Source organism: Mesorhizobium sp. WSM3626 (assembly GCF_000513935.1).
Classification (GTDB): Bacteria; Pseudomonadota; Alphaproteobacteria; order Rhizobiales; family Rhizobiaceae; genus Mesorhizobium; species Mesorhizobium salmacidum.
Window position 1 is genome coordinate 57,330 of the sequence record NZ_AZUY01000016.1, and the last position, 26,487, is coordinate 83,816.

At 63.3% G+C, this 26,487-nt stretch carries 26 protein-coding genes and 1 tRNA gene; 6 read left to right on the forward strand and 21 right to left on the reverse strand.

Annotated features, from left to right (window positions below):
• Positions 1-84 precede the first annotated feature (84 nt).
• Positions 85-897 (forward strand): tetratricopeptide repeat protein, encoded by an 813-nt coding sequence (locus M653_RS0113630; RefSeq protein WP_027143850.1) that lies wholly within the window; start codon positions 85-87, stop codon positions 895-897.
• Here M653_RS0113630 and M653_RS0113635 read toward each other — a convergent pair.
• The 9 genes from M653_RS0113635 to rpmH all read right to left on the reverse strand — a co-directional run bounded on the left by M653_RS0113635 (position 894) and on the right by rpmH (position 9,053).
• Positions 894-1,595 carry a hypothetical protein gene (locus tag M653_RS0113635; RefSeq protein WP_027143851.1) on the reverse strand — a complete coding sequence of 234 codons (702 nt, stop codon included), beginning with the start codon at positions 1,593-1,595 and terminating at the stop codon, positions 894-896. The two genes, M653_RS0113630 and M653_RS0113635, sit on opposite strands and share 4 nt — an antisense overlap.
• Positions 1,596-1,666: 71 nt before the next feature.
• Positions 1,667-2,326, reverse strand: a complete 660-nt coding sequence (gene yihA / locus M653_RS0113640; RefSeq protein ID WP_027143852.1) for a ribosome biogenesis GTP-binding protein YihA/YsxC — start codon at positions 2,324-2,326, stop codon at positions 1,667-1,669.
• Entirely contained in the window at positions 2,323-2,961 is a 639-nt protein-coding gene (locus tag M653_RS0113645; protein WP_027143853.1) for a CatB-related O-acetyltransferase, read from the reverse strand. The genes yihA and M653_RS0113645 overlap by 4 nt, the downstream gene beginning before the upstream one ends.
• 355 nt (positions 2,962-3,316) lie before the next feature.
• Positions 3,317-3,877: a fasciclin domain-containing protein gene (locus M653_RS0113650; protein ID WP_027143854.1), complete on the reverse strand. Its 561-nt coding sequence runs from the start codon at positions 3,875-3,877 to the stop codon at positions 3,317-3,319.
• 215 nt (positions 3,878-4,092) lie between these two features.
• Positions 4,093-6,060, reverse strand: a complete 1,968-nt coding sequence (locus M653_RS0113655; RefSeq protein WP_027143855.1) for a protein-L-isoaspartate(D-aspartate) O-methyltransferase — start codon at positions 6,058-6,060, stop codon at positions 4,093-4,095.
• 56 nt (positions 6,061-6,116) lie between these two features.
• A complete protein-coding gene (locus M653_RS0113660) occupies positions 6,117-6,335 on the reverse strand; it encodes a hypothetical protein (protein WP_027143856.1) in 219 nt (72 codons plus the stop codon).
• Positions 6,336-6,715: 380 nt separating this feature from the next.
• Complete coding sequence (gene yidC, locus M653_RS0113665) at positions 6,716-8,536, reverse strand: membrane protein insertase YidC (RefSeq protein WP_027143857.1); 1,821 nt, start codon at positions 8,534-8,536, stop codon at positions 6,716-6,718.
• Positions 8,537-8,550: 14 nt separating this feature from the next.
• Positions 8,551-8,904, reverse strand: a complete 354-nt coding sequence (gene rnpA / locus M653_RS0113670; RefSeq protein ID WP_027143858.1) for a ribonuclease P protein component — start codon at positions 8,902-8,904, stop codon at positions 8,551-8,553.
• 14 nt (positions 8,905-8,918) lie between these two features.
• Entirely contained in the window at positions 8,919-9,053 is a 135-nt protein-coding gene (gene rpmH, locus M653_RS0113675; RefSeq protein ID WP_008833937.1) for a 50S ribosomal protein L34, read from the reverse strand.
• A gap of 277 nt (positions 9,054-9,330) precedes the next feature.
• Here rpmH and M653_RS0113680 point away from each other — a divergent pair, with 277 nt between their 5' ends.
• Positions 9,331-10,818, forward strand: a complete 1,488-nt coding sequence (locus tag M653_RS0113680) for a HAMP domain-containing sensor histidine kinase (RefSeq protein WP_027143859.1) — start codon at positions 9,331-9,333, stop codon at positions 10,816-10,818.
• A 250-nt stretch (positions 10,819-11,068) separates the two neighbouring features.
• Positions 11,069-11,145, forward strand: a tRNA-Arg gene (locus tag M653_RS0113685).
• A 65-nt stretch (positions 11,146-11,210) separates the two neighbouring features.
• Here M653_RS0113685 and M653_RS0113690 read toward each other — a convergent pair.
• The 5 genes from M653_RS0113690 to M653_RS0113710 all read right to left on the reverse strand — a co-directional run bounded on the left by M653_RS0113690 (position 11,211) and on the right by M653_RS0113710 (position 16,247).
• Positions 11,211-12,869, reverse strand: a complete 1,659-nt coding sequence (locus tag M653_RS0113690; protein ID WP_027143860.1) for an FAD-binding dehydrogenase — start codon at positions 12,867-12,869, stop codon at positions 11,211-11,213.
• Positions 12,870-12,978: 109 nt separating this feature from the next.
• The gene (locus M653_RS0113695; protein ID WP_027143861.1) at positions 12,979-13,965 is read right to left on the reverse strand and encodes a Gfo/Idh/MocA family oxidoreductase; all 987 of its coding nucleotides are present in this window, start codon (positions 13,963-13,965) and stop codon (positions 12,979-12,981) included.
• A 124-nt stretch (positions 13,966-14,089) separates the two neighbouring features.
• Entirely contained in the window at positions 14,090-14,665 is a 576-nt protein-coding gene (locus M653_RS0113700; protein ID WP_027143862.1) for a YceI family protein, read from the reverse strand.
• A 69-nt stretch (positions 14,666-14,734) separates the two neighbouring features.
• Positions 14,735-15,304, reverse strand: a complete 570-nt coding sequence (locus M653_RS0113705; RefSeq protein WP_027143863.1) for a cytochrome b — start codon at positions 15,302-15,304, stop codon at positions 14,735-14,737.
• Between the two features lie 52 nt (positions 15,305-15,356).
• Positions 15,357-16,247 carry a LysR family transcriptional regulator gene (locus tag M653_RS0113710; RefSeq protein WP_027143864.1) on the reverse strand — a complete coding sequence of 297 codons (891 nt, stop codon included), beginning with the start codon at positions 16,245-16,247 and terminating at the stop codon, positions 15,357-15,359.
• A gap of 96 nt (positions 16,248-16,343) precedes the next feature.
• Here M653_RS0113710 and M653_RS0113715 point away from each other — a divergent pair, with 96 nt between their 5' ends.
• Complete coding sequence (locus M653_RS0113715) at positions 16,344-17,339, forward strand: aldo/keto reductase (protein ID WP_027143865.1); 996 nt, start codon at positions 16,344-16,346, stop codon at positions 17,337-17,339.
• 206 nt (positions 17,340-17,545) lie between these two features.
• Here the strand turns inward: M653_RS0113715 and M653_RS0113720 are convergent, their stop codons facing one another.
• The 7 genes from M653_RS0113720 to infC all read right to left on the reverse strand — a co-directional run bounded on the left by M653_RS0113720 (position 17,546) and on the right by infC (position 24,283).
• Positions 17,546-18,148 (reverse strand): nucleotidyltransferase family protein, encoded by a 603-nt coding sequence (locus M653_RS0113720; protein ID WP_027143866.1) that lies wholly within the window; start codon positions 18,146-18,148, stop codon positions 17,546-17,548.
• Positions 18,149-18,194: 46 nt separating this feature from the next.
• Positions 18,195-20,603: a phenylalanine--tRNA ligase subunit beta gene (gene pheT, locus M653_RS0113725; RefSeq protein WP_027143867.1), complete on the reverse strand. Its 2,409-nt coding sequence runs from the start codon at positions 20,601-20,603 to the stop codon at positions 18,195-18,197.
• A 43-nt stretch (positions 20,604-20,646) separates the two neighbouring features.
• The gene (gene pheS, locus M653_RS0113730; RefSeq protein ID WP_032935305.1) at positions 20,647-21,699 is read right to left on the reverse strand and encodes a phenylalanine--tRNA ligase subunit alpha; all 1,053 of its coding nucleotides are present in this window, start codon (positions 21,697-21,699) and stop codon (positions 20,647-20,649) included.
• Positions 21,700-21,999: 300 nt separating this feature from the next.
• Positions 22,000-22,401 carry a 50S ribosomal protein L20 gene (gene rplT, locus M653_RS0113735; RefSeq protein ID WP_006201247.1) on the reverse strand — a complete coding sequence of 134 codons (402 nt, stop codon included), beginning with the start codon at positions 22,399-22,401 and terminating at the stop codon, positions 22,000-22,002.
• 94 nt (positions 22,402-22,495) lie between these two features.
• Positions 22,496-22,699: a 50S ribosomal protein L35 gene (gene rpmI / locus M653_RS0113740; protein ID WP_006201248.1), complete on the reverse strand. Its 204-nt coding sequence runs from the start codon at positions 22,697-22,699 to the stop codon at positions 22,496-22,498.
• A gap of 183 nt (positions 22,700-22,882) precedes the next feature.
• The gene (locus tag M653_RS0113745) at positions 22,883-23,509 is read right to left on the reverse strand and encodes an isoprenylcysteine carboxylmethyltransferase family protein (protein WP_027143869.1); all 627 of its coding nucleotides are present in this window, start codon (positions 23,507-23,509) and stop codon (positions 22,883-22,885) included.
• 237 nt (positions 23,510-23,746) lie between these two features.
• On the reverse strand, positions 23,747-24,283 hold the full coding sequence (gene infC / locus M653_RS0113750; RefSeq protein WP_010912915.1) for a translation initiation factor IF-3: 537 nt from the start codon (positions 24,281-24,283) through the stop codon (positions 23,747-23,749).
• Between the two features lie 217 nt (positions 24,284-24,500).
• Between infC and M653_RS0113755 the strand changes: the two genes are divergently transcribed.
• Together M653_RS0113755 and M653_RS01000000132520 are read left to right on the forward strand one after the other, a co-directional pair.
• Positions 24,501-25,268 carry an alpha/beta hydrolase gene (locus M653_RS0113755; protein WP_027143870.1) on the forward strand — a complete coding sequence of 256 codons (768 nt, stop codon included), beginning with the start codon at positions 24,501-24,503 and terminating at the stop codon, positions 25,266-25,268.
• A gap of 2 nt (positions 25,269-25,270) precedes the next feature.
• Positions 25,271-26,455 (forward strand): benzoate/H(+) symporter BenE family transporter, encoded by a 1,185-nt coding sequence (locus M653_RS01000000132520; protein WP_084636676.1) that lies wholly within the window; start codon positions 25,271-25,273, stop codon positions 26,453-26,455.
• Positions 26,456-26,487: the final 32 nt, after the last annotated feature.

The window sequence follows — 26,487 nt, forward strand, 5'->3', positions numbered from 1 at the left end:
CGCTGAGCGTCGACGTCTGGATCTGGGTAGAACCGATCATTCCGCGGGAATGGTTCTCGTTCGCGAGTGTGAAGGCAGATCGGGATGGGCGTTCCGAAGCTCCAGAATGAGATGCGGCGCATCGTGGCGGACTTCAACGCCGGTCGCCACGAGCAGGCACGGCTGCTTTGCGAGGAGGCTCTTCGCCAGGCGGCGGACGATCCTGCCCTCAACCACCTCATGGCCGCCGTTCTTTTCGCCAAGGGAGAGATTTCGGGAGCCCGCGCCCATATTCAGGCAAGTCTGGCGATCCGGGCTGACAACGCATCCGCTCAATTGCTCGCCGGCCGCTTGGCGCGGGCGGCACGGGACCTCGACCAAGCGCTGTTCCATTTCTCACGCGCGGCCGAATTGGCGCCTGGCGCCGCTGTGCTCATCGAGCAGGCGCGGACACTTGATGAGGCGGGCGACCGGGCCCAGGCGCTCGAGGCATGGCGGCAGGTGATACTTGCCGATCCCTTGTCGGCGGAGGCGGCAGCGCGTTTGGGCCGCATGCTGTTCGAGGACGGAATGCCCGCCGATGCGGCACCTTTGCTGGAGCGGGCTGTAAAGGGAGACGCGCCTGCATCGGCGTGGTTCGATCTCGCCCTTGTCAGGCAGGATCTGCATGATCATGTGGGGGCAGCGGCCGCCTATCGCAAAGTGATGGAGATACGCCCCGACAACGCCGAGGCGACGGTCAATCTAGGGGTAGTGCTTCAGGAAGCGGGCGACATGGACGCCGCGATCGAGGCCTATCGAACGGCCTACAAGCAGCGCGCCACAACCTTCGGCATCATCGCGATGGCCCTGACGTCAGCGCCGCACGGCAAGCTTTGGATCGATCGCGAAACGTTGAAGGGCCTGCTTGGAGGTTAGCGGGCGCGCTTTACGCGAAACTGCTTCCGGTAGACGCCGGGTTCGGCAAGAACATCGGCGACGGTTTTTTCATAGGAGGCCTTGCGCACGGCATCGAAGCTTTCGAAGACAAGTTCGGGCGCGGCGCGCGGCACGGGAAAGCATTGCGCAACCGGTGTGCCCTTCGCCAGCACGCCGGAGAAACCCTGGTCGGTCCAAACCGCCGGGAAATTGATGCCGGCGTCCTGGAAGTGATCTGAATCGACGACACCAGTCACCAGGCGGAAAGGAAGATCATCGCGGTTGACCGGATGGGTGGCGAAGAGGGACCAGCCTTCCTCCAGCTCGATCGTCCAGAAACTGTTGAATTTTATGGCCGCCAGCCCATTCGATAACGGTGCGCCGGCGAGCTGTTCGGCGACATGGAAGCTGAGCGGCGAACGCGGGTGGCCCTTCGTTGACGGCTCGGCGATGTCCCACCGCCATTCGAAGGCCCCGTTCTCAACGGTCACGTCGCATGGCAGCAGGATCATGAAGCCATGCGTCATGGCATCGACGAAGGGCGGACACTGTTTTACCGTCCTGATCTCTCGCCCATGGATTTCCGAATAGGCTTTCGGAGGCATCTTGCGGAGCCAGTCGGGCAGGACGCCGCGCGCGGGAACCGGCCGGGGCAGCATTTCGGCAAGCGCGGGATCACAACGAAAAACGATACGCATCCGGTTGCCCTCGAACGGCATTGCGATGTTGACGGATTGCCAGGGCGCGGTCAACGGATCGCGCAGGACGACTAGCCGCCATTGGCCGCAAGCACGATCGCGGCCTGCAGTTCCTCGAGGCCTTCGCCTTTTTCCGATGAGGTCGCCAGCACGAATGGAAACGCCGCCGGCCGCTTCTTGATCTTGGCCAGCGTCTCCTCGATCAGCCGCGGCACGCCGGCGGCCTTGATCTTGTCGGTCTTGGTCAGCACGATCTGGTAGGACACCGCCGCCTTGTCGAGCAGCGACAGCACCTCGTCGTCCTTGGCCTTGATGCCGTGGCGGGCATCGATCAGCACGTAGACCCGCTTCAGCGTGACCCGGCCCTTGAGATAATCGAAGACCAGCTTCGTCCACTCGTCGACCTTCTCCTTGGGCGCCGTGGCGTAGCCGTAGCCCGGCATGTCGACCAGCGCCATTGGCGGCAGGTCGGCGCCCTCGCCGGAAAACCCGTCCGGCACGAAATAGTTGAGCTCCTGCGTGCGCCCTGGCGTGTTGGAGGTGCGCGCCAGCCCCTTCTGGTTGACCAGGGCATTGATCAGCGACGACTTGCCGACATTGGAGCGGCCGGCAAAGGCGATTTCGGGCGGCCCTTCCGGCGGCAGGAACTTCATGGCCGGCACACCACGGATGAAGATCCACCCGCGCGTGAACAGGTCGGTGCCGATCGCGGTGCTGTTGGGAACGTTCAAGCTGCTGCCTCCAGAAGAGAGATATCGGCGCCCCTGATAGCGTCGAGGTTGCGGCCGACCTTGTCCACCGGCCAATCCCACCATGCCACCGCCAGCAGCCGCCGGATCGTCCTGTCGTCGAAACGCATCTTGACCACTTTCGCCGCGTTGCCGGCGACGATCGCATAGGGCGGCACATCGTGCGTCACCACCGATTTGGCGGCGACGATGGCGCCATGGCCTATTTCCACGCCAGGCAGGATCACCGCCTCCATGCCGATCCAGACATCGCTGCCGACCACGGTATCGCCGCGCACTTCCTTCGACCAGGTCGCCGGGTCAAAACCGTTTTCCCAGCCATGACCGAAAATGTTGAACGGATAGGTCGAAAAGCCGGACATGGCGTGGTTGGCGCCGTTCATGATGAAGCGTGCGCCTTCGGCGATGGCGCAGAACTTGCCGATGATGAGCTTGTCGCCGATGAAGGTATAGTGATGCAGCACGCATTTTTCGGCGAATTTGTCCGGCCCGTCCGGGTCGTCATAATAGGTGAAGTCGCCGATCTCGATATTCGGCGCTGTCACCAACGGTTTCAGGAAGCCGACGCGCGTGTGCATCGGGATCGGGTGCTTGATGCCGGGGTTGGGTCCGTTCATGTGGGTTCGTCCGGGAACTGGCAGACAGACGCATCCGTAACCGGAGGCGCCTGCTCAAAATAGCGTGATCCGCCCTATAGCACCAATCGGCCGGGGAGCGAGTCTTCCGTGGCGGACAAGCTGATTTGTCGCCGCGGCGGATCACGATCGGGTTGGACAGCGCGCCTGTAGAAACCACTGCCCTGATAGACCTGAACGTTCGACGCTCCGGGCGGCAGCACGAAGGTGTGAGGGACGACAGGACCCCGGCCTCGCCGATAGGGCTTCCCAAGAAACATGGCACCCGTCATGAGGCGGGGATGGCGGACCGAGAAAGCCCCAACGACCCGCCAGCGCCCCTTTTCGCCGGAAGCCGCTACTTCGGCAACAGGACCTTGTTGACGACGTGGATGACGCCGTTCGACTGGTTTACGTCGGGGATCGTCACCTTCGCCTCGCCGCCGGACTCGTCCATGATGTAGAGCTTGCCTTTCTTGATCTCGGCGGTGAGCGTGTCGCCCGAGACGGTCTTCATCTCGTATTTGCCGCCCATCGCCTTGGCCTTCTCCATCATCTCGGCGCCTGAAATCTTGCCGGCCACGACATGCGCGGTCAGCACCTTGGTGAGCTTGTCCTTGTTCTCGGGCTTGAGCAGCGTGTCGACCGTGCCGCTCGGCAGTGCCGAGAAGGCTTCGTTGGTCGGGGCAAAGACGGTGAAGGGGCCAGCGCCCTGCAGCGTGTCGACCAGGCCGGCCGCTTTGACGGCGGCGACCAGCGTCGTGTGGTCCTTCGACTTGACCGCGTTCTCGACGATGTTCTTGGTGGCGTACATCGGCGCGCCGCCGACATTCGGGTTCTTGGCATAGGCGGGAGCGGAAATCGCCATGCCGGCGACGAGGGCTGATATGGCGATGGTCCTGAATGTGGGCAAGCGCATGTGGTCTTCCTCCGGGTGAGGGCTGATCGGAATTGATAGCCTTTGGAAACGCACAAGCAGTCACGCCGCGCGAGCGCTTTCAGTTTCGCCGATCACGGGAACGTGAACGGATGCCCGCCCCAGAGAAAAAGCCCGGACGAGCCAGGCGCTTTCGACAGGCCGTGCGGTTGAGGACAGTCTGACCCGCCAATGCACCGTCATCGAGTTCCGGACATTCAGATGCCGAACGGAAATGTATCCGGTACCTTGCCGGTGCTGTCGGCCGACATTGTGAGCGGCGTAACAGCGGACGTTCGATCGAACCAGACGAAGGCGTCGAACTGGCGGGAGACGGACGAGTCCATGTAATGGCTGAGCCGTTCGGTCTCCGGCCGGTAGATGACGCCGATATAGCGTTCCGGCCTCGGCGCCGCCAGATCGTCGCCGAGCTGGCCATGGCGCCCAAAATCCAGCAGGAACGATGGTTTGCCGCTGTCGTGACACAGTCGCTCGAAGCTGTTCGGCAGCGAAGGATTCACGTCCTTCACCTCCATCTCACCGTCCCAATCCGAGGCACAGGCGACAGTACCGGTATCTGTTCCGAAACCGATCAGCGCCGTCCGCGCACCGAAGCGTTCCCGGCAGAGCTGGCCGATGTTCAACTCGTCGCGGACGGTACCCATGACGGTATGCCGCGCGTCGCCGATATGCGAGTTATGCGCCCACACCACGGCCTTCGAATCCGGTCCATGCGCTTCGAGAAGCTGATCGAGTGTCTCGAACATGTGCCGATCGCGGAGATTCCAGGTCTCGGCGCCGCCATAATACATTACGCGGTAGTACCGCTCAGCCGATGCGACCAGACGTGCACTCTGTTTGGCGTCGAGGAGAGCGCCGTCGCCTTCGGCCATGGATCGCTCGAACAGATCCATGCACTGTCGCACCACGGCCTCTTCGCAGGTTCTGTAGCCCGACCGCAGCGCCGCGCGCCCGTAGGTGGTGGGCTCGTTCTGCCAGGGCATCAGACAGCCATAGCGCTCACGCGCGACGGCGGCCGCTTCGGCATCGACCTTGTCTAGATAGGCAAGCACCGTGGCGATCGAGCCGCTCATATTGTAGAGATCGAGTCCGTAGAAGCCTGCCTTCGCGTGATCGGGCACGTCCCGATTGTACTCATGGAGCCAGCCGACGAATTCGGACACCTCGGTGTTGCGCCACATCCAGGTCGGGAAGCGCTGGAACGGCTGCGCCTCCGACTGCCGTTCCTCTGCGCGCACATACCGGTTGATCTGTGCTGCATCCGGCCAGTCCGCCTCGACGGCCACGATGGTGAACCCGTGTCGCTGGAGGAGGCGTCGGGTGACGGCCGCGCGGGCACGATAGAATTCCGAAGTGCCGTGGCTGGCTTCCCCGAGCAGGACGACGCGCCGGCTGCCGAACCGGTCGAACATTGCGCCGAAGGCCGGATCGTCGATCGCCGGCAAATCTTCGGCCGCCCGCGCGATTTGCCGCGGCAATGGAGGAGGGCGTACCTCGCGCGCCGACGGCGCGTTTTCGTCGTGCCCGCCTTGCTCGCCGATCAGCGGCACGAACATGACGCCACCGAGGTCCTCCTCCTCGAACTTGTTTGCCGCAATCCGCGTGAGGCGAACGAGGCGCTGCGAGTAAGGGTCCTCACCGACCGGAATGATCAGCCTGCCGCCGATCTCCAACTGCTCCTGCAAGCCGAGGGGAATGGACTTGGCGGCGGCCGCGACGACGATAGCGTCGAAGGGTGCCTTATCCTGCCAGCCTTTCGTGCCGTCGCCGACCCTGACTTCGATGTTTCGGTAACCGGCGGCATTGAGCCGCCGTTCCGCCTGTTGCGCGAGCGATCGATGCCGCTCGACGGTGAAGACGTGTTCAGCAAGTTCGGCCAGGACGGCTGCCGCGTAGCCCGAGCCGGTGCCGATTTCCAGCACGCGATCGGTCGCCTCGATCTCGGCCATCTCAGCCATTTTCGCCACGATGAAGGGTTGCGAGATCGTCTGTCCGCTGCCGATCGGCAGAGGGCTGTCCTCATAGGCGAATTCCTCAAAACCCTCATCGACGAATTGCTCCCGCGCGACCTGGCGCAACGCATTCAGAACCCGTTTGTCATGCACACCGCGGCGCGCGATGTGCGCCTCCACCATCCGATGCCTGGCGTGCTCGAAATCCAGCATGACAGCCTCCAATCAGGGCGATCCTCTGCACGTTCGACGCCGGTCGTGCCAGGCTCCTATTCGTTGGTTCGCCCGGTCTGCCGGGGATTGACCCCGCCTTGCGGCGTGGTGTCGTTATCGACATCTCCCTTGAAAGTATTCTCGCCGTCCAGTTCCTCGTCCTCGTCGAGAAGATTGCCACCCTTGATCGTGCCCCTGGAGGAGCCAATTCCGGGATTCTGCTTCAAATCCTTGTCGGAGGGCTTGCGTGTCTTTGGGTGAATGTTGCTGCTCATCGGAATGCCTCGCTGCAAGTAGCATGATGAGGCCGATCCGCTGCACTGCCTTGAATTTGGACAGACGCGTCGACCTGATCCTCCCACGCGGGAGCTTTAGGAAGCCTTTTGCGCGAACTCTTGAACGCAGGATAAGTTCCATGCGGGGCAATCCGGCAGCAGCGAGGTTCGGCTGGTTCGCCGGCAATGAGGGGAGGCCAGGAGGATGCCGGTTCGGGTCCCTGGTCCCTATCGCGTGCCGGATCACGGCATCGCACGCTGCATCACTATAAAAGCTGAGCCCTGTGGAACATAGGACCCAGCCGTCAAATCCGCCCCTGTCTGAACCGCCCACTTTGCGGTTCAGCCTACCGGGTGGGCTCTTGCCAAAGAGGCGCCGGCTATTCCGCCGGCGAGGGTTTCTTGCGGAACAGCGCCACCAGATTGTCCCACAGCTCGATCTTGGCGCCCTGGCGCTTCATGATCACGCCCTGCTGCAGGATCGACAGCGTGTTGTTCCAGGCCCAGTAGATGACCAGGCCGGCGGGAAAACCCGCCATCATGAAGGTGAAGATGACGGGCATCCAGGTGAAGATCGCGGCCTGCGTCGGATCCGGCGGGGTCGGGTTCATGCGCATCTGCAGGAACATGGTGACGCCCATGATCAGAGGCCAGACGCCGATCATCAGCATGTGCGGCAGCGTGACCGGCACCAGCCCGAAAAGGTTGAAGATCGATGTCGGATCGGGCGCGGCCAGATCCTGGACCCAGCCGAAGAACGGCGCGTGGCGCATCTCGATGGTGATGTAGAGCACCTTGTAGAGCGAGAAGAAGACCGGGATCTGCAGCGCCACCGGCCAGCAGCCGGCGAGCGGATTGATCTTCTCGGTCTTGTACAGCTCCATCATCGCCTGCTGCTGCTTCATCTTGTCATCCGCGTATTTCTCGCGGATCTCGAGCATCTTGGGCTGCACCTTCTTCATGTTCGCCATCGACGCGTAGGACTTGTTGGCAAGCGGGAAGAACAGCGCCTTGACGATGACGGTGGTGGCGAGAATCGCCAGGCCGAAATTGCCGAGGAATTTGTAGAGCGTGTCGATCAGCCAGAACATCGGCTTGGTGATGAAGTGGAACCAGCCCCAGTCGATCAGCAGGTCGAACCGCTTGATGTGGCGGTCTTCGGCATAGGCGTTGATCTTGGCGACTTCCTTGGCACCGGCGAAGACCTCGGTCTCGACGGTCGCCGACTGGCCGGCCTCGACATTGATCGGGTCGGTCAGGAAGTCGGACTGGTAGCGGTGACGGCCGTCCTCGAAATAGGCAAAGCGCGGCTGGAACGGCTGCTTCTCGGTCGGCACCAGCGTGACGGCCCAGTATTTGTCGGTGATGCCCAGCCAGCCATCGGTCGACTTGCCGGGCTGGTACTGCTTGTCCTTCTCGACCGACGCGTATTTGTGTTCCTGCAGGCCTTCGGTGCCGGTGAAGCCGATCAGGCCTTCATGCAGCACATAGGTGCTGGCGACGGCCGGCTTGTCGTAGCGCGTGACGCGGCCGTAATTGAACAGCGAAACCGCCCTCGAGCCGGAATTCTGCACAGTGTCCGACACCGTGAACATGTAGTTGACGTCGACGGAGAAGGTGCGCTTGAAGGTCAGGCCCTTGTCGTTGGTGTAGGTGAGCGTCACCGGCGTCGACGGGGTCAGCGTCGGATTGCCGTCCACGCTCCACACCGTTTCGGCACCCGGCACCGCGCCGGTCTTGTCGTTGCCGACAAAGCCGATCTCGGCGAAATAGCCCGTGGGCAGAGCCTGCGGGTTGAGCAGCTCAATCTCGGGCGAATTCTTGTCGACGGTCTCGGTGTAGTGCTTGAGCTTGAGGTCATCGAGCCGCGCGCCGGTCAAATTGATCGAGCCCTCGAGGCTCGGCGTGTCGATCTTGACGCGCTTGGATGCCGCCAGTGCCTGATCGCGGCCGGCCGCGGTGACGACGTCACCGCCGGGGGCGTTGGGAATGGCGCCCGGGGCGGTAGTGCCTGGGGCCGGCGTCGATGCGCCCGGATTGGCCGCTTCGGCCGCCTTCTTCTGTTCCTCGACGCGCTGCTGCTCGATCTTGGCGGCCTCGCGCTGGGCCTCGCTGCGTGGCAGCACGTAGAAGTACTGCCATACCGCCAGGATCAGCACCGACAATGCGATGGTGATGAAGAAATTCCGGTTGTTTTCCATCGAGAGCCCTTGGCCTATCGTGTTCCGCGAAGTCGGCGGGAGAGTTCGGCCTTCAACTGACCGAAAGGCGCGCGCAGCGCATCATCGCGCCCGACGATGACATAATCATTGCCGGGCACCATGTCATCTGCCGCATGGACGCGGACGGCCTCTTTCAGCCGCCGCCTGACGCGGTTGCGCACAACAGCGTTGCCGACCTTCTTGGTGACGGTGTAGCCGACGCGCGGCACCCCGCCGTCGCCGCGGTCAAGGACCTCGACGAGGAAAAACCGTCCGCGTCGCTTTTCACCACGACGGACGGCCAGGAATTCCGCGCGGTTCAGAAGCCGCTTGGGATTTTGCCCCACTGGCTTGCCGGTTGCGGGCAACGATCTCGTCTCGCTTAGGCGCTGAGCCGCTTGCGGCCGCGGTTGCGGCGAGCTGCGACGACGCCACGACCACCCTTGGTGGCCATGCGGGCACGGAAGCCGTGCCGGCGTTTGCGGACGAGTTTGGACGGTTGGTAGGTACGCTTCATTTGTTTTAATACCGCGGGGTGCGGCCCTTCTTGATTCTGTCACTTTGTAACAGGAGCTTTGCCGGGCCGGTTTTGGCGCGATCGAAACCGCGCCGGGACGAATGGCCCGAGCGTGAGCGGGCTTATAGAAAGAAGGGTTTTGGAAGTCAATCCGGCGTCGGCGCGCTAAAGACGCACCTCTTTTGGAGCATCTATTTTTCCGACCAAGGGAGAAATTGGCAAAAAAGCCGTAATCGCCTAATCTTGGCTGATCAAGTGATTGTGAAGATCGAGTCGCATGAGCGAAGCCAGCCAAGCAGGGGAAGGGACCGGAACGGCGCCAGCCGCTGTCCGCACGGTACCCCTGTCGCGCGGCCTGTCGACCAAACTGCTGCTGCTCACCATCGTTTTCGTGCTGCTGGCCGAAGTACTGATCTTCCTGCCCTGGATCGCCAGCTACAGGCTGAGCTGGCTCAAGGAGAGGCTGAGCACGGCCGCCGCCGTGTCGATCGTGCTAGTGCAGGGCGATTCGACCTCGCTGTCGCGAACGGCCCAGAATGACGTGCTGATGGCCATCGGCGCCAAGGCGATCGCGGTGCGCGACGGCGGCGTCTCGCGGCTTCTGGTGGTGGCCGACATGCCGCCGCAGGTCGACGAACACATCGATCTCGCCAGCGTCGGCATGGTCAAGGGCATGACCGGCGCGCTGGACACGCTGTTTTTCGGCGGCGACAGGATGCTGCGCGTTTTCGGACCGGTCGGCGACAGCGACAAGGAGTTCGAGCTGATCATGCCGGACTATTCCCTGCGCAAGGCCATGCTCATCTACTCACGCAACGTCGCCTTCGTCTCGCTCCTGATCTCGCTGTTCACGGCCATGCTGGTCTATGCCGCGATCGACCTGATCATGATCGGCCCGATCCGCACCATGACGCGCTCGATGCTGTCCTTCTCCGAGGCTCCCGATGACCCCGGGCGGATCATTCACCCCGCCGACCGCGCCGACGAGATCGGCGTGGCCGAGCGCGAACTGTCGCAGATGCAGGAGCGGCTGCAAAGGATGCTGGCCGAGCAGAAGCATCTTGCCGACCTCGGCCTGGCGGTATCGAAGATCAACCACGACATGCGCAACATCCTGGCCTCGGCCCAGCTGATGTCGGACCGCCTGCGCCAGGTCAAGGATCCGACCGTGCAGGCCTTCGCGCCAAAACTGTTGCGCGCGCTCGACCGCGCCGTCTCCTATTCGGAGGGCGTGCTTCATTACGGCCGCACGCAGGAGCCGCCACCTTCGCGCCGCAGGGTGAGGCTGCGCCAACTGGTCGAGGACGTGCACGGCCTGCTCGACATCGAGGAGGGCATCGAGTTCATCAACGCCGTCGAGGTGGCTTTCGAGGTGGATGCCGATTCCGACCAGCTCTTCCGGGTGCTCACCAATCTTTGCCGCAACTCGGTGCAGGCGATGGCGGCCGACACCGAAAGCGCCGTGGTGCGGCGGTTGGCGGTCTCGGCCGAGCGCATGGGCAGTGTCAGCCGCATCGCCGTCACCGACACAGGTCCCGGCCTGCCGCCGAAGGCGCGCGAAAACCTGTTCGCGGCCTTCCGCGGCTCGGCGCGCAGCGGCGGCACCGGCCTTGGCCTTGCGATCGCGCACGAACTGATCCGGGCGCATGGCGGCACGGTGGAATTGGTCGAATCGATCGGCGGGCGCACCACATTCGCCGTCACCATCCCCGACCAGCCGGTGCGGCTCGACCAGGCCCGTGGTGGCCTGCGCCGCCCGGCCTGAGGGTTTCGTGCCGTGCCTTCCCCCGTCGCTCTCCCCAACCGTTCCCGATCGTCCGCTGTCTGGATTTAGGCCGGCCCCACAGCGGCTCGAAGTGCCGGGATCGGCGCCGGCATCGCCGCGTGACAGGCTTGCGACAAAACTTTTGCCGGATCGGCTTGCTTTTCGTAAATTCAGTCGTTAGGGAACTGCACACATTCGCGGCCGGTCTTTCGGACCGGATCGCGGGGCCGTCGAAAACATGGCCTGATGCGCGCCCGTAGCTCAGCTGGATAGAGCACCAGACTACGAATCTGGGGGTCAGGAGTTCGAATCTCTTCGGGCGCGCCAAAACTTTCCTAGCCTGCAGTTCGTCGATGGCAACGGCTCGGCCGAGCGGGCAAGCCGCTGCCGCTTCACCCCACCGAGCGTGCCGCCGCCCGGCCGGCGCCACGGCCCGAGAAAATGCAACCACCCAGGAACGTGCCTTCGAGCGCGGCATAGCCATGCACGCCGCCACCGCCGAAACCGGCGGCTTCGCCGACGGCATAGAGGCCCGGCACAGGCTGGCCGTCGGGTCCGAGCACGCGGCTGTCGAGATCGGTCTGCAGGCCGCCCAACGTCTTGCGGGTCAGGATGTTGAGGCGTACCGCGATCAGCGGTCCGTTCGCGGGGGCGAGCATCTTGTGCGGCTTTGCCGTGCGGATCAGCCGGTCGCCGAGATAGGCACGGGCGCCGCGCAGCGCGGTGATCTGCATGTCCTTGGAGAACGGATTGTCGAGCTGCCTGTCGCGGCCGCGGATTTCGCGCTCGACCTCTGCCACATCGAGCAGCGGTTCGCCGCCGGCCAGCGCGTTCATGCGGGCGACCAGCTTTGGCAATTCGGCTTCGACGATGAAATCCTCGCCCTTTTCCATGAACGCCTTGACGGGGCCGGGAATGCCCGACGTGGCGCGGCCGAGCACCTGGCGCCAGCTTTTTCCCGTCAAATCGGGGTTCTGTTCGGAGCCCGACAGCGCGAACTCTTTCTGGATGATTTTCTTCGTCAGGATGAACCAGGAATAGTCGAAACCGGTGCTCATGATGTGGCTGAGCGTGCCCAGCGTGTCGAAGCCGGGATAGAGCGGCACCGGCAGGCGTTTCCCACGCGCATCGAGCCACAGCGAGGACGGGCCGGGCAGGATGCGGATCGCGTGATCGGTCCAGATCGGCGCCCAGTTCTTGATGCCCTCGACATAGTGCCACATGCGGTCGCGGTTGATGATCGAGCCGCCGGCCTGTTCCGATATGGCCAGCATGCGCCCATCGACATGGTCCGGCACGCCGGTGATCATGCGCTTCGGCGCGTTGCCCAGCCGCTTGGGCCAGTTTTCCCGCACCAGCTGGTGGTTGGCGCCGATGCCGCCGGAGGCGACGATTACGGCTTGGGCATGAAGCTCGAAGTCGCCTGAGACCTCGCGCGAGCTCTTGTGGCCCCGCTCGGCAGGGCTAGGCTGCAGGATATCGCCCTGTACCCCGGTCACGGCTGCACCCGTCCGCGTCAGCGCATTGACACGATGGCGGAACCTGAAGTCGACCAATCCACGCTTTTGCGCCTCGCGCACGCGCAGCACGAAAGGTTCCAGCACGCCGGGGCCGGTCCCCCAGGTGACGTGGAAGCGCGGCACCGAATTGCCGTGGCCGATGGCATTGCCGCCGCCGCGTTCGGCCCAGCCGACGACTGGAAAGAACTTCAGGCCGCGCTCGATCAGCCAGGAGCGCTTCTCGCCGGCGGCAAAGCCGACATAGGCCTCCGCCCATTTGCGCGGCCAGTGGTCTTCCGGCCGGTCGAAAGCGGCGGTGCCCATCCAGTCCTCGAGCGCCAGATCATGGGAGTCGCGGATGCGCATGCGCCGCTGCTCCGGTGAATCGACGAGGAAAAGCCCGCCGAACGACCAGAACGCCTGACCACCCAGCGATTGCTCCGGCTCCTGGTCGACGATGATGATTTTCTTGCCGGCCTCGGCAAGCTCGGCGGCGGCAACCAGCCCGGCAAGGCCGGCGCCGACAATGATCACATCCGCGTCGTCAGCCATTTTTCCTCCAAGTTAACCGGCTAAGCAAGCAATTCCAGGAAGAGTGTGAGGCGGTTTTCCCGGGAAAAGCGCGTAGCGCTCTCCCTAGGGAATTGCGTCAAACAATGGCTCAGACGGCCTCCCAGTCGCCTGTGTCTCCGGCGCGGAAGATGGCGTCGATGACTTTCTGGTTGAGCACGGATTCTTCGAGTGTGAAGACCCGCTCCTTGCCGCCAAGTGCTGCCCGCGCGAAGGTCTCGACCTCGAGCCTGTATTGCTGCGTGCCGGGGAAGCGGAACACCTGCGCCTCGGTGTGGTTCTGGTTGTGCAGTTCGACGCGGTGATGGTCGTAGAGCCCGGCATTGAAGGGCGAGAACACTTCGATGAATCCTTTCTCGCCGTGGAACACCATCACCTGGCGTGCCGCCATCTGGGTCGACAGATAGAAGGACAGTTCGAAATCGCCGAAATCGGCGCGGATCGAGGAATAGATGTCGGTGCCGAATGTCTTGTCGCGCTCGATCGTCGCCTGGACACGCAGCGGCTCCTTGCCGGTCGAAAAGCGTGTCGACACGGTCGGGTAGACGCCGATATCGGGCAGCGCGCCGCCGCCCAGATCAAGCTTGTTGCGCATGTTGTTGGGGTCGACATTGTAGTAGGAGAAAGCGCCCTGCACATGGCGCAGCCGGCCGATGGCGCCGCTGGCGATGAGATCACGCACCTTGATCCATTGCGGATGATAGATGACCATGAAGGCTTCGCAGACCAGCACCTTCCTGGCGTCGCGCAGCTTGATCAGCGGCGCGATGTCCTTGGCGTCGAGCGCCAGCGGTTTCTCGACCAGTACATGCTTGCCGGCTTCGATGGCTTTGGCCGTCCATTCGACGTGCTGCGAGGTCGGCAGCGGGATATAGACGCCGTCGACCTCGTCGGAAGCGAGCAACTCCTCATAGGAGCCGAAGGCGTGGCGCGCGCCGAAGCGGTCGCCCAATGCCTTGGCCTTCGACAGGTCGCGGCTGGCGATCGCCGAGAGCACGCCGTTTTCCGCCCCGACGATCGCCGGCAACAATTGCTCCCGGCCGATCTTGGCCGTCGACAACACACCCCATCGGAACATCACGCTTCTCCATGTCGATTTTACCGGCCACGAGGTTTGCCCGAAATCGCTGGAAAAGCCAATGCGGATGCTCTGTTCCTCGCGCCACGAAAGTGGGCGAGGAAACCAGGTACCGCAGCCGCGCTTAGCCCCTTTTCCCCGTCAGCGTCATATCGAAATCGACGACGTTGGAATAGAGCGGCGTGCCGACATCCATGCCGTAGCGCGAGCGCAGCACCTTGCCGGTGACGTGGAATTTTATCGTGCCACCCTTCAACCCGTCGAGCTCGGCGGTGAATTTCTCCGGAAACGTCTTGCCGCGCGCCGTCAGCCGGCCGGTGACGAGCGCCGTCGTGTCGCCGGTGCGGGTCACGCTGGTCGAGCGGAACTGGATTTCGGGGCTGTTGGCCGCGTCGAACACCGCGTCGGAACGCAGGAAGGCATCGATGCGGCCCTGGCCGGTCCCGACACTTTCGGGATAGATGGTGAGGTCGACCTTAGAGCGACCGACATCCTTGTTGTCGATGCGGATCGTGCCCTTGAAACGGGCAAAGGCGCCGTCGAAGCCGCCGCCGCCGGCCTTGCCGATGGTGAAGCGGATCGCGGAACCAGCCTGGCTGATCGTATAGTTGCCGGCAGCATCGCTAAGCACGACTGCAGCATGGACTGGCATGGCAAGGCAGGCGGCGGCAGCCGCCAATCCGAGGATTCGCGCACGCATTGGGTTGTTCCTTGTTAGGAGGCAACGCTCTCTGGCGTCCTCACCTCACAAACGAGACCAACGCCCGTTCTATTCCCCGGCTGACGAAGGCGTGATCATGCGCGTGAGCACGCTGTCGCGCAGCAGGAAATGGTGGCGCAGGGCCGCGCAGACATGCAGCGCAACGAGCCCGATGCCGGCATAGGCGAGATACCAGTGCGCCGACGCCCAAAAACTTTCGGCGGCGTCGGATTCGGGCAGCGGCAGGTTGGGCATGACGAACAGGTTGAACGGCATGCTGGGGATTTCCAGCGTCGAAACCGACACCAGCGCCCATCCGGACAGAGGCAGGGCGAGCTGGAATACATAGAGCGCCAGATGTGCCAGCGGTGCCGTACGCCGTTCCAGGATGCCGACTGAAGGCGGCAAGGGCGGTACCGCATCGCCGAGCCGCCAGGCGATACGCAGGATGACGAGGCCAAGCAGCAGAAAGCCCAGGGATTTGTGCAGCTGGATCAATTCGAAGGCCGTGCGTTGGCTTTGGGTCCTGACCATGACGAAGCCGAGTATGAACTGGCCGATGAAGATAACCCCGATCAGCCAGTGGAGGACGATGGTTGCCCAGCCATAGCGGGTCGCGGTGTTGGTGATGGTCTGCATGGGAGGCGAACGAATGCCAGGCTGGGTTTCTTCCACCCTTGGGGAGGGTGGACTACCCGCTCACCTTGAAGAAGTCGACGAAAGCCCTCAGCGCCGGCCGCATTTGCCGGCGGCTCGGATAGTAGACGAAGAAACCGTCGAAGGACGGGCACCAGTCCTCCAGGACGCGGATCAGCCGGCCGTCGGCAAGCGGCGCGCGGACATACTCCTCGAAGACGAAGGCAAGGCCGGTGCCGTCGACGGCGGCCTGAGCGATCAGATGGTCCTCGTCGAGGATCAGCGGTCCTTGCACCGCGATCTCGACCTCTTCGCCGTCCTTCTCGAACTCCCAGCGGTAGAGGACACCGCTGGAGAAGCGGAAGCGGATGCAGCGATGGTCGGCGAGATCGCGCGGATGGCGCGGCTTGGGGCTTGTCTCGAAATAGGATGGCGCGCCCACCACGGCGCCACGAATGTCCGGCCCGATGCGCACCGCGATCATGTCGCGCTGCAGGCTTTCGCCGAGCCGCACACCCGCATCGAAACCGCCTTCCACCACGTCGGTGAAGCGATCCTCGATGACGATCTCCAGCACGATGTCGGGATAGGCTGACGCAAAGGCGCTGAGCCGCGGCGTCAGCACCAGATGCGCTGACGTGCGTGGCACGCTGAGCCGCAGGTTTCCGGCTGGCCGGTCGCGCGCCTCGACGGCTGTCTCCAGCGCCAGATCGATCTCGGAAAGCGCCGGGCGCAATCGCTCCAGCAGCTGCGCGCCTTCCTCGGTCGGAGCGACACTGCGCGTGCTACGCGCCAAAAGGCGCACGCCAAGCCGTGCTTCCAGGCTGGAGACCGCATGGCTCACCGCCGAAGGCGCGATAGCCAGTTCCCTGGCCGCACCGCGAAAACTGCCGCATTGGGCAACGGTTGCCAGCACCGCAAGCTGTGAGAGATGTGCTCGGTTCATTGATCTATTTCTTGGAACGACCCGTACGAAGAAGAGCCGATTATCGAACGGACTGCAAGCCGTTATGTCTGCCGCATCACAACAAGGAGATGCGTGATGAAAACCCGCAAGCTAGGAACTGAACTCGAAGTCTTCCCGGTCGGACTTGGCTGCATGGGCATGAGCTTTGCCTACGGCGGCCAGCCGGAAGCCGAGGCGATCGCCACCTTGCACCGCGCCGTCGAGATCGGTGTCAACTTCTTCGACACGGCGGAAGTCTACGGACCCTACGAGAACGAAATCCTGCTCGGCAAGGCGCTGAAATCGGTTCGCGGCAAGGTGACGATCGCGACCAAATTCGGTTTCAAGATCCTGGAGGAAGGCACCGGCATGGATCGCATGGCCGGTGTCGACAGCCGTCCCGAGCACGTCAAGGCTGTTGCCGAGGCGTCGCTGAAGCGGCTCGGCACCGATGTCATCGACCTCTACTACCAGCACCGTGTCGACCCGAACGTGCCGATCGAGGATACGGTCGGCGCCATGGCCGAGCTGGTGCGCGAGGGCAAGGTGCGGGCGCTGGGCCTGTCGGAGGCGAGTGCGGCCACCATCCGACGGGCACACGCCGTGCACCCGATCGCGGCGGTGCAGAGCGAATATTCTCTGTGGAGCCGCGACCCGGAAGACGATGTCTTTGCCGTCTGCCGCCAACTCGGCATCGGCTTCGTGCCTTACAGCCCGCTCGGCCGCGGCCTGCTCACGGGCACGATCGCCAAGCCGGAGACCCTGAGCGACGATGACTGGCGCCGTGGCCTGCCGCGCTTCCAGGCCGACGCCATGGCCGCCAATGCCAAGGTGATCGCCACGCTGGATAGGATGGCGGCCGAAAAGGGCGTGACTTCGGCACAGCTGGCGCTGGCCTGGGTGCTGCACCAGGGCGATTTCATCGTGCCGATCCCGGGTGCCCGAAAAATCGGCCATCTGGAGCAGAACACCGCGGCGGCCGGGATTGAGCTGAGCGCGGCCGAGGTGGCATCGATCGGCGATGCGCTGTCGCCCGACAAGGTGATGGGCAAGCGCTATACCGAGGAGCTGCTGGCGCTGGTGAATGGGTAGATAGATAGGCGTGAGGCGCCCCCCTCTGTCCTGCCGGACATCTCCCCCTCAAGGGGGGAGATTGGATATTACCTCGGCTTTCGCTAATCGCCGGCGTCGAAAGAAGGCTGAGACCGCCAAGCGGCTGATCTCCCCCCTTGAGGGGGAGATGCCCGGCAGGGCAGAGGGGGGGCGCTGTCCCGCCGACATTCAAAATTTCCCGCCACTCACCACGGCACAACTGAAATCTCCGGCCAGTTCTCCTTTGCCCGCTTGCCCTTCGTCTCATGCGTCCGCCGGTTGTCCATCACCCGGTTCGGTGTGATGCGAAACGAGAAGAGATCGTCGAGCCCGAACGGCGCCACGAGTTCCAATTGCCCATCGGCATCGAACCGCACCCCGACCGCATGCGTCTTCGAGGCGAAATAGCTGACGGACTCACTGGCACTCGTATAGCGCGGGCAGGGTTGCCCGAACTTCTGCGGATACCACAGATGCACGCGGGCCTGGTTGCGCACTTCGACCGGCAGCGGCAGTCCCTCGAAATGCGCCGCCGCCCTGCGGATCACGCCGTCCTCTGCCTCATAGGACAGGTCGGAGTCATCGAAATAGAAAAGGTCGATATCCCTGATGCCGTAGCCCGACGGCTTGCCGGTCAGATGGTTCCAGATGCTGTTGTAGAGCGCGCCGGAAACCACCAGCCAATCCGGCAAGGCAAGGTCGCGCACTCGCGCCAGCGTTTCGCCCAGCAGCGGATCAGCCGCGACGATGTCGAGAAACGCCGCACGCTGTGCCTCAAAAGGAAGCCCGGAATACGAGAGATGGTCCATCGCCCTTTGGAGGGCGATTCGCCACCTGCCCGCAATCCTGAATTCTCTATACCCTGAGCATGCCGCCCGTCTGCTTGCCGACATTGTCGACGATGCGCCTGGCCAGCGCCTCGAAATCCTCGTCTGTCAGCGTCTTCTCGACCGGCTGGATCGACACTTCGATGGCGATCGATTTCTTGCCCTCGCCGAGCGACGCGCCTTCGAAGATGTCGAAGACCGAGACAGCCGTGATCAGCTTCTTGTCGGCGGCAAGTGCGGCGCGCATCAGCGTGCCGGCCTCGACGGCTCTGTCGACGACGAAGGCGAAATCGCGTTTCACCGCCTGGAAAGCGGACAGCTCCAGCCTGGGCTTGGTTTTCGTAGGCTTGGCCTTCGGCTCGGGCACGGCATCGACGAACACTTCGAAGCCGCATAGCGGTCCGGAGACATCGAGCCCTTCCAGCGTCTTCGGATGGAACTCGCCGAACGTGCCGAGCACGGTCTTGGGCCCGAGCTTGATCGTGCCGGAACGGCCGGGGTGATACCAGGCCGGTCCGCCGGCCTCGATCTGCAGCCGGTCGACCGGCGCGCCGCAGGCTTCGAGCGCGGCGATGGCATCGGCCTTGGCGTCGAACACGCCGACTGGGCCGGAATTGCCGGCCCAGTTGCGGCCTGAGCCGTCGAGCTTGGCCGTGCCGCGCCGCACGCCGGCGGCGACGCGCCGCTGCTGGTCGGCGCCATCGCCTTCATAGGTACCCGACACCTCGAACAAGGCAACGTCGCCAATGCCCTTGTCGGCATTGCGCTGCGCGGCCGAAATCAGCCCTGGCAGGAGCGAGGGCCGCATGTCGGACATGTCGGCTGCAATCGGGTTGGCAAGCTTCAGCGCCGTCTGGCCGCCACCGAACAATTCGGCGTGCCTGGCCGGAATGAACGACCAGGTAACGGCCTCCATCATGCCGCGCACGGCAAGCGAACGCTTGGCGGCACGGGTGCGGATCTGCAGCGTCGTCAGGATCTTGCCGTTGACCACGTCATGCGCGCCGAGCGGCTGCGGCGCGATATTGTCGACGCCATGGATGCGCATGACCTCCTCGACCAGATCGGCCTTGCCGTCGACATCGGGACGCCAGGAGGGCACGGTCACGTCGACGACGTAGCCCGATCCCTGCGCGTGGAAGCCGAGACGGGACAGGATGTCGAGGCTCTCCGCCTTCGGCACCTCGATGCCGGTCAGCCGTTTCACTTCCGACAAGGGAAGAGAAACGATCTTCGGCTGATGTCCGGCATAGCCGGCCACCTCGGTCTCTGTCGGGGTGCCGCCGCAGAAGTCGATCACCAGCTTCGTCGCCAACTCGATACCCGGCACCATGAATTCGGGATCGACACCGCGCTCGAAACGGTAGCGCGCGTCGGTGATGATGCCGAGCGTGCGGCCGGTGCGGGCCGTGGTGATCGGGTCCCAAAGAGCGGATTCGATCAGCACGTCCGTCGTGGTCTCGTCACAGCCGGAGTGTTCGCCACCCATGATGCCGGCAATGGATTCGACGCCATTGTCGTCCGCGATCACGCACATCTCCGGCGTCAGCCTGTATTCGCGCCCGTCGAGCGCCTGCACCGTTTCGCCATTCTTGGCGCGGCGCACGACGAGATTGCCGGCGACCTTGGCGGCATCGAAGACGTGCAGCGGCCGGCCGCGGTCGAAGGTGACGTAATTGGTGATGTCGACCAGCGCGCTGATCGGCCTCAGCCCAATGGCGATCAGCCGCTGCTGCAGCCATTTCGGCGATGGGCCGTTCTTGACGCCCCTGACCAGCCTGAGCGCGAATCCGGGACAAAGCTCCGGTGCCTCGATCGTCACCTTCACCGGGCACATGCCGCTGCCGACATGCGGCATGATCGCACCGCCGACGAGGCGGCCAAGTCCGCTCGCCGCGAGATCCCTGGCGATGCCGTAGACGCTGGTGGCATCGGGCCGGTTCGGCGTCAGATTGATCTCGATGACCGGATCGTCGAGATGCGCGTAAGCGGCAAAGCTGGTGCCGACCGGCGCATCCTCTGGCAGGTCGATAATGCCATTGTGCTCGTCGGACAGTTCCAGCTCGCGCTCGGAGCACATCATACCGTGGCTTTCGACGCCCCTGATCTTGCCGACCGTCAGCGTCACGTCGATGCCGGGCACATAGGTGCCGGGCGCGGCGAAGGCGCCGATCAGGCCGGCGCGGGCATTCGGCGCGCCGCACACCACTTGCACCGGCGGCTTGCCGTCGCCGGTATCGACGGTCAGCAGCCGCAGCCGGTCGGCATCGGGATGCTGCACCGCTGTCAGCACCTTGGCGATGACGAAGGGTTTCAGGCCTGCCTTGTCGTCGACATGCTCGACCTCGAGGCCGATCGAGGTCAGCCGCTCGACGATCTCGGCCAGCGTGGCGTCGGTTTCAAGGTGATCCTTGAGCCAGGAGAGGGTGAATTTCATTGGATTGTTCCGTAATAGCTGGCAGCAGGAGGCTTCAGGACCATCACGCGCTCAGGCCTCCGAACAGCGTCGGCATGTCGAGCGGCCGGAAGCCGTAATGCGATAGCCAGCGCACATCCGCGTCGAAGAAGGCGCGCAGGTCCGGCATGCCATATTTCAGCATGGCGATGCGGTCGATGCCCATGCCCNAGGCAAAGCCCTGGTACTCGTCGGGATCGAGCCCGCCGGCCCTGAGCACGTTGGGGTGCACCATGCCGCAGCCGAGGATCTCCATCCAGTCGGAGCCTTCGCCGAAGCGCACTTCGCCTGGCCGCGAGCGGTCGCACTGGATGTCGACCTCGAGGCTCGGCTCGGTGAACGGGAAGAAGGACGGCCGGAAGCGCATCTTGACCTGCGGCACTTCGAAGAAGGCCTTGCAGAACTCTTCCAGCACCCACTTCATGTTGGCGACGTTGGCCGACTTGTCGATCACCAGCCCCTCGACCTGATGAAACATAGGCGAATGGGTGGCGTCGGAATCCTGGCGGTAGGTCTTGCCGGGAATGACGATGCGGATCGGCGGCTTCTGCTTCTCCATGGTACGGATCTGCACCGGCGAGGTGTGGGTGCGCAACAGCTTGCGCTCGCCCTTCTCGTCCGGCTGGAAGAAGAAGGTGTCGTGCATCTCGCGCGCCGGATGGCCTTCCGGGAAATTCAGCGCGGTGAAATTATAGTAGTCGGTCTCGATGTCAGGTCCTTCGGCAATGGCAAAGCCGAGATCGCCGAAGATCGCCGCGATCTCGTCGATGACCTGGCTGATCGGATGGATGCGGCCGCGCTCGGCCGGCGACTGCCGCACCGGCAGCGTCACGTCGACCTTTTCGGCGGCAAGCCGTGCGGCGATCGCCACGTCTTTCAATTCCGCCTTGCGCAAAGCAAGCGCATCGGTGACGCGGTTCTTCAGGCCGTTGATCGCCGGGCCCTTCACCTGCCGTTCCTCGACGCTCATCGCGCCAAGCGTCTTCAGCATTTCGGAGACCGAACCCTTCTTGCCAAGCGCCGAGACACGCACGGCCTCGATCGACGCCTCGTCGGCGGCCGAGGCGATGTCAGCCATCAGGGAATTTTCGAGTGCATCAAGGCCAATGGTTGCGTCGTTCACGATCAAGCTCGCTGCGTTGGAAATCGCTCTGGACGTGAAAGTCACGTTTGGAGTGAAAGTTCAGGCATAAGAAAAACCCGCGCCAGCCGTGCCAGCGCGGGTTCCCCAAATCAAGTGTCGAAAGTGCTTGGGAAGCGCTGGGCTCGGAGCCCGATCCCGAAAAGTTGCAGACTTTTCGGAAAAGATCGCGCTCCTCGCTAATTTCCCTGGAGCATGATGTTGTCCAAAAAGTCAGAAACTCTTTGGCATCATGCTCTAGGCGACAGCGCTCTCAAAAGCATTCGGCGTGGTGTTCTTCAGATATTCGAGCGCGACCTTGGCCTTGGCGACCAGGGCGGCGAAAGCCTGCGGCTCGTGGATGGCCATGTCGGACAGGATCTTGCGATCGATCTCGATGCCGGCCTTGTTCAAACCGTCGATGAAGCGGCCATAGGTCAGGCCATGCTCGTGGGTCGCGGCGTTGATGCGCTGGATCCACAGCGCGCGGAACGAGCGCTTGCGGTTCTTGCGGTCGCGATAAGCGTACTGCAGCGACTTTTCCACCGCCTGCTTGGCGATGCGGATGGTGTTCTTGCGGCGGCCGTAGAAGCCTTTCGCGGCTTTCAGGACCTTCTTGTGCTTGGCGTGCGAGGTGACGCCTCTTTTTACGCGTGCCATGTCATGATCTCCTTAAAAGCAATTCCAGGAAAAGTGCCTTGCGGTTTTCCGTTCGGAATTGCGTAAAACAAATGCGTGTCCGGACCGAAATGCCTTAGAGGCCGTTCGGAAGAAAATTCTTGATGACCTTCTTGCCATCCGGTTCAGCCAGAACCATCGTGCCGCGGGCATTTCGAATGAACTTGTTGGAACGCTTGATCATGCCGTGACGCTTGCCGGCCGCAGCCGACAGGACTTTACCCGTACCTGTGATCTTGAACCGCTTCTTGGCGGCCGATTTGGTCTTCATCTTGGGCATTTTGCTACTCCGTAATGTTGGCGCACGATCGCGCTTCTTGTTCGCTTCAGGCCGACCAAAGCCCGAAAAGCAAATGAAACCGCCACGGCATGCCCTGCCGGGCGGTTTTCTTGGAACGGCGGTGCTATAGATCAAAGATGGCGCGGGCGCAACACCTCAGGCCGTGCGACGCACTGTCCCCGGTCAGGGCAGCCTGAACCACACCGGCAGCATGCCCGACAACTGCGCGCCGTCGATCAGTTCGAAAGCCGGCAGCGCGATCAGGAACACCAGTCCGTCGAGCAGCGTGGTCAACAGCAGGCGCGGCTTGAAGCTGCCGGTGTCGCCTTCCTGGTAGAGCGCAAGCTTGGGGAAGAAGCGCGGCACGCGCGCCAGATAGTCGGCATACGGCGCGCCGAGCGCTTCCTTGAGGAATTTCTCCTCGCGCAGGATGACGATATGGAAGGCACCAGCGCACAGAACCGCGAAAAGGATGATGCCGGAGAACGAACCGATCTGCGCGCCGACGCCGGCGGCGGCCACGGTCGAGAACACGTAGAGCGGGTTGCGGGTGATCGAATAGGGCCCGCCAGTGACCACTTCGGAGGATTTGCGCCCGCCTATATAGAGCGTCGCCCAGAGGCGCCCGACGATGCCGAGGAAAATCAACAGCACGCCGAACATCTCGATCGATTCGTGCACCGGCGTGTCCGGCGGGAACGTCGATTGGCCGAACAGAAGTGCCAGAAACAGCACCGCGACGAGCACGGCAAGCACCAGCCGGCGCATCTGCTGGTAGTTGCCCAGCCCGTGTTTGTATTCTGTGTCCAAGTTTGGGGTTCCGATCGTCGAGGAGCTTAGCCGGCGATCGCAGCTCTAGCCAGGAATAGGCGTCCCGCCGGTCGTCGGGACGCCCTGTAGCACAATTCAGGCGGATTTTAGCGCGATGACTAGACCTGACGTCATCGTGATCCAAGCGGATTCCGCAAAAGCGTTCACGGTTTGCGGTGAGAACCCGCGACAACCATGGAAACTATGCAGACGCATTGCGAAGCGTGCGCAGTCTGCTTAGCGCGGCGCCAGCACCATCATCATCTGGCGGCCTTCGAGCTTCGGCTCGGCTTCCACCTTGGCGATGGTCGCCACCTCCTCGCGCACCTTGTTCAGGAGCTGCATGCCGAGTTCCATATGCGCCATCTCGCGGCCGCGGAAGCGCAGCGTCAGCTTGACCTTGTCGCCTTCCTCGAAGAAGCGGCGGACCGCCTTCATCTTGGTCTCGTAGTCATGGCTGTCGATGTTCGGGCGCATCTTGATCTCCTTGATCTCGATGACCTTCTGGTTCTTGCGCGCCTCGGCCGCCTTCTTCTGGTTGGCGTATTTCAATTTGCCGAGATCGAGGATTTTTACAACGGGCGGCACCGCGTTGGGCGATATTTCAACCAGATCGAGCCCGGCCTCTTCGGCGAGCAGCAATGCGTCGTTGATGGAAACATCGCCGCGGTTCTGGCCTTCGGCGTCGATAAGCTGGACCCGGGGAACCCGGATATCACGGTTGGAGCGCGGCCCATCCTTGGTCGGCGCCGCTGCTTTGAAAGGTCTGCGAATGGTCGTGGTCTCCTTGGCCGTTTCGTTCGGGGTTCGTACAAATCTGTGTGGACGCGCCAATGTGGGAAGCGCGCGGCGCAAGTCAATAGCACAGCGTTCTCAAGAAATCACCTGATCACGAGCCTGTGCCAAGCAAAGAAACATCGCGAGCACTTTCCGCCTTGCCTTTGGCCGTGCAAAAAGCAGGCGTGAAAAAAACCAGGACCGTCCCACAGCCATGACCGCCGCTCCGATCTTTCTCGATGTTGATGGATCCGATATCGCCGTGCGCCATTCAGCGGGCTCGACGCCCGGCATCGTCTGGCTAGGCGGCTACAAGTCGGACATGTTGGGCACGAAGGCCGAGACGCTGTCGGACTGGGCGGCACGAGAAGGCCGCGCCTTCCTGCGGCACGACTATTCGGGCCATGGCGAATCCGGCGGCGCTTTTGCCGACGGCACGATTTCGACATGGCTTGCGCAAAGCCTTGCGATTTTCCGGAATTTCGCCAGGGGCGATCAGGTCCTGGTCGGCTCGTCGATGGGTGCCTGGATCGCCCTGCGCATGGTGCAGGAATTGCGCAAGGCGGGCGACGCAAGCGTCGTCGGCATGGTGCTGCTGGCGCCGGCGCCGGATTTTACCAGTGAATTGGTCGAACCGGTGCTGACAAAGGCGCAGAAGCGCGACCTCGCCAAAAAGGGCTACTTCGCGGAGCCGTCGGACTATTCCGCGGAACCCTACATCTACACGCGCGCGCTGATCGAGGATGGCCGCCATAACCGGGTGATGACCGGGCCTATCGACACGCATTGCCCGGTTCACATCTTGCAGGGGTTGGCCGATGCGGACGTGCCGTCGAGCCACGCCTTGAGGCTGGTCAGCCTGCTGCCGGCCGACGATGTCACGCTGTCGCTGATTCCTGACGGCGACCATCGCCTGTCGCGGCCGCAAGATCTCGACATGCTGGTGCGGGCCGTCGGTGACATGGCCGGACGAGGCAAATGACCATGCGCCTTGCCATCCCGGTCTCCGCCTTCGTCGCGGCCATCGTCGGCTTTGGCGGCACGCTGGCCATCGTCATCGCCGCCGCCAAGGCGGTCGGCGCGACGCAGGTCGAGACGGCAAGCGGTGTGACGGCGATCTGTCTGGCCATGACGGTCGAGTGCCTGTGGCTGTCATGGCGCACGAAAATGCCTGTCATCACCGCCTGGTCGACTCCGGGCCTGGCACTGGTCGCCGCCTCGAGTGGCTTTTCGATGGGCGAGGCCGTCGGCGCCTATATCATCACCGGCGTCCTGCTGGTCACGACCGGCCTGTTTGGGCCGCTGACCCGGCTGATATCGAGAATACCGGCTTCGGTCGCTTCCGGCATGCTGGCCGGCATCGTCGTCACCTTCGCCATCAACGCCATGAAAGCCATCCCGGCTGACCCTTGGCTCATGCTGCCGCTGATCGCCGCATTCTTTGTCATCCGGCTGTTCAATCCGGCGCTATCGGTACTGGCGGTGCTGGTTGGCGGTGGCCTTGCCGCCTTCCTTACCGGCCGTGTCGGCGGCTTGCCCGCGCCCGAACTGTCGACACTGACGTTCATTGCTCCCCATTTCACCGCCAAGGCGATCATTGGTCTCGCGCTGCCGCTCTATCTCGTCACCATGGCCTCGCAGAACCTTTCCGGCCTCGCTGTGCTGCGCGCCGCCGGCTACCACCCCGAGCCCGGCCCGCTGATCGGCGTCACCGGCCTGTTTTCGCTCTTATCGGCGCCATTCGGGGCCGCGACCACCAATCTGGCGGCGATCTCGGCGGCGATATGCACCGGGCCGGACGTCCATCCCGATCCGGCCGAACGCTGGAAGACCGGCCCGTTCTATGCGCTTGCCTATCTGATCTTCGCGATTTTCGGCGCTTCGCTGGTGGCGATCTTCGCCGTCCTGCCGCAGAGCCTGATCGTGCTGGTGGCGGGTCTCGCGCTGATGGCCTCGCTCGCCAACGCGCTGGCGATCGCGCTTAGGGATGAGGGCGACCGGATGGCAGCCACCGTCACTTTCGTCGTCACCGCCTCCGGGTTGACGCTGTTCGGTGTCGGTGCGGCATTTTGGGGCCTGATCGCCGGTTTGGCCGTGCTTTTCCTCGATATGCTCAAAAAGCGACAATCATTTCAGAAGCTTGTCCGGTTTTGGCCGACATTGTCTTGAATCGCCGTTTTCGCCTTCCCATTTCGGTTCCA

Bases quoted from the DNA above. Each gene is read 5' to 3' on its own strand.
- M653_RS0113630 (WP_027143850.1), top strand. From the start codon at position 85: ATGGGCGTTCCGAAGCTCCAGAATGAGATGCGGCGCATCGTGGCGGAC.
- M653_RS0113635 (WP_027143851.1), bottom strand. From the start codon at position 1,595: ATGCGTATCGTTTTTCGTTGTGATCCCGCGCTTGCCGAAATGCTGCCC.
- M653_RS0113645 (WP_027143853.1), bottom strand. From the start codon at position 2,961: ATGAACGGACCCAACCCCGGCATCAAGCACCCGATCCCGATGCACACG.
- M653_RS0113650 (WP_027143854.1), bottom strand. From the start codon at position 3,877: ATGCGCTTGCCCACATTCAGGACCATCGCCATATCAGCCCTCGTCGCC.
- M653_RS0113655 (WP_027143855.1), bottom strand. From the start codon at position 6,060: ATGCTGGATTTCGAGCACGCCAGGCATCGGATGGTGGAGGCGCACATC.
- M653_RS0113660 (WP_027143856.1), bottom strand. From the start codon at position 6,335: ATGAGCAGCAACATTCACCCAAAGACACGCAAGCCCTCCGACAAGGAT.
- yidC (WP_027143857.1), bottom strand. From the start codon at position 8,536: ATGGAAAACAACCGGAATTTCTTCATCACCATCGCATTGTCGGTGCTG.
- rpmH (WP_008833937.1), bottom strand. From the start codon at position 9,053: ATGAAGCGTACCTACCAACCGTCCAAACTCGTCCGCAAACGCCGGCAC.
- M653_RS0113680 (WP_027143859.1), top strand. From the start codon at position 9,331: ATGAGCGAAGCCAGCCAAGCAGGGGAAGGGACCGGAACGGCGCCAGCC.
- M653_RS0113690 (WP_027143860.1), bottom strand. From the start codon at position 12,869: ATGGCTGACGACGCGGATGTGATCATTGTCGGCGCCGGCCTTGCCGGG.
- M653_RS0113695 (WP_027143861.1), bottom strand. From the start codon at position 13,965: ATGTTCCGATGGGGTGTGTTGTCGACGGCCAAGATCGGCCGGGAGCAA.
- M653_RS0113700 (WP_027143862.1), bottom strand. From the start codon at position 14,665: ATGCGTGCGCGAATCCTCGGATTGGCGGCTGCCGCCGCCTGCCTTGCC.
- M653_RS0113705 (WP_027143863.1), bottom strand. From the start codon at position 15,304: ATGCAGACCATCACCAACACCGCGACCCGCTATGGCTGGGCAACCATC.
- M653_RS0113710 (WP_027143864.1), bottom strand. From the start codon at position 16,247: ATGAACCGAGCACATCTCTCACAGCTTGCGGTGCTGGCAACCGTTGCC.
- M653_RS0113715 (WP_027143865.1), top strand. From the start codon at position 16,344: ATGAAAACCCGCAAGCTAGGAACTGAACTCGAAGTCTTCCCGGTCGGA.
- M653_RS0113720 (WP_027143866.1), bottom strand. From the start codon at position 18,148: ATGGACCATCTCTCGTATTCCGGGCTTCCTTTTGAGGCACAGCGTGCG.
- pheT (WP_027143867.1), bottom strand. From the start codon at position 20,603: ATGAAATTCACCCTCTCCTGGCTCAAGGATCACCTTGAAACCGACGCC.
- rplT (WP_006201247.1), bottom strand. From the start codon at position 22,401: ATGGCACGCGTAAAAAGAGGCGTCACCTCGCACGCCAAGCACAAGAAG.
- rpmI (WP_006201248.1), bottom strand. From the start codon at position 22,699: ATGCCCAAGATGAAGACCAAATCGGCCGCCAAGAAGCGGTTCAAGATC.
- M653_RS0113755 (WP_027143870.1), top strand. From the start codon at position 24,501: ATGACCGCCGCTCCGATCTTTCTCGATGTTGATGGATCCGATATCGCC.
- M653_RS01000000132520 (WP_084636676.1), top strand. From the start codon at position 25,271: ATGCGCCTTGCCATCCCGGTCTCCGCCTTCGTCGCGGCCATCGTCGGC.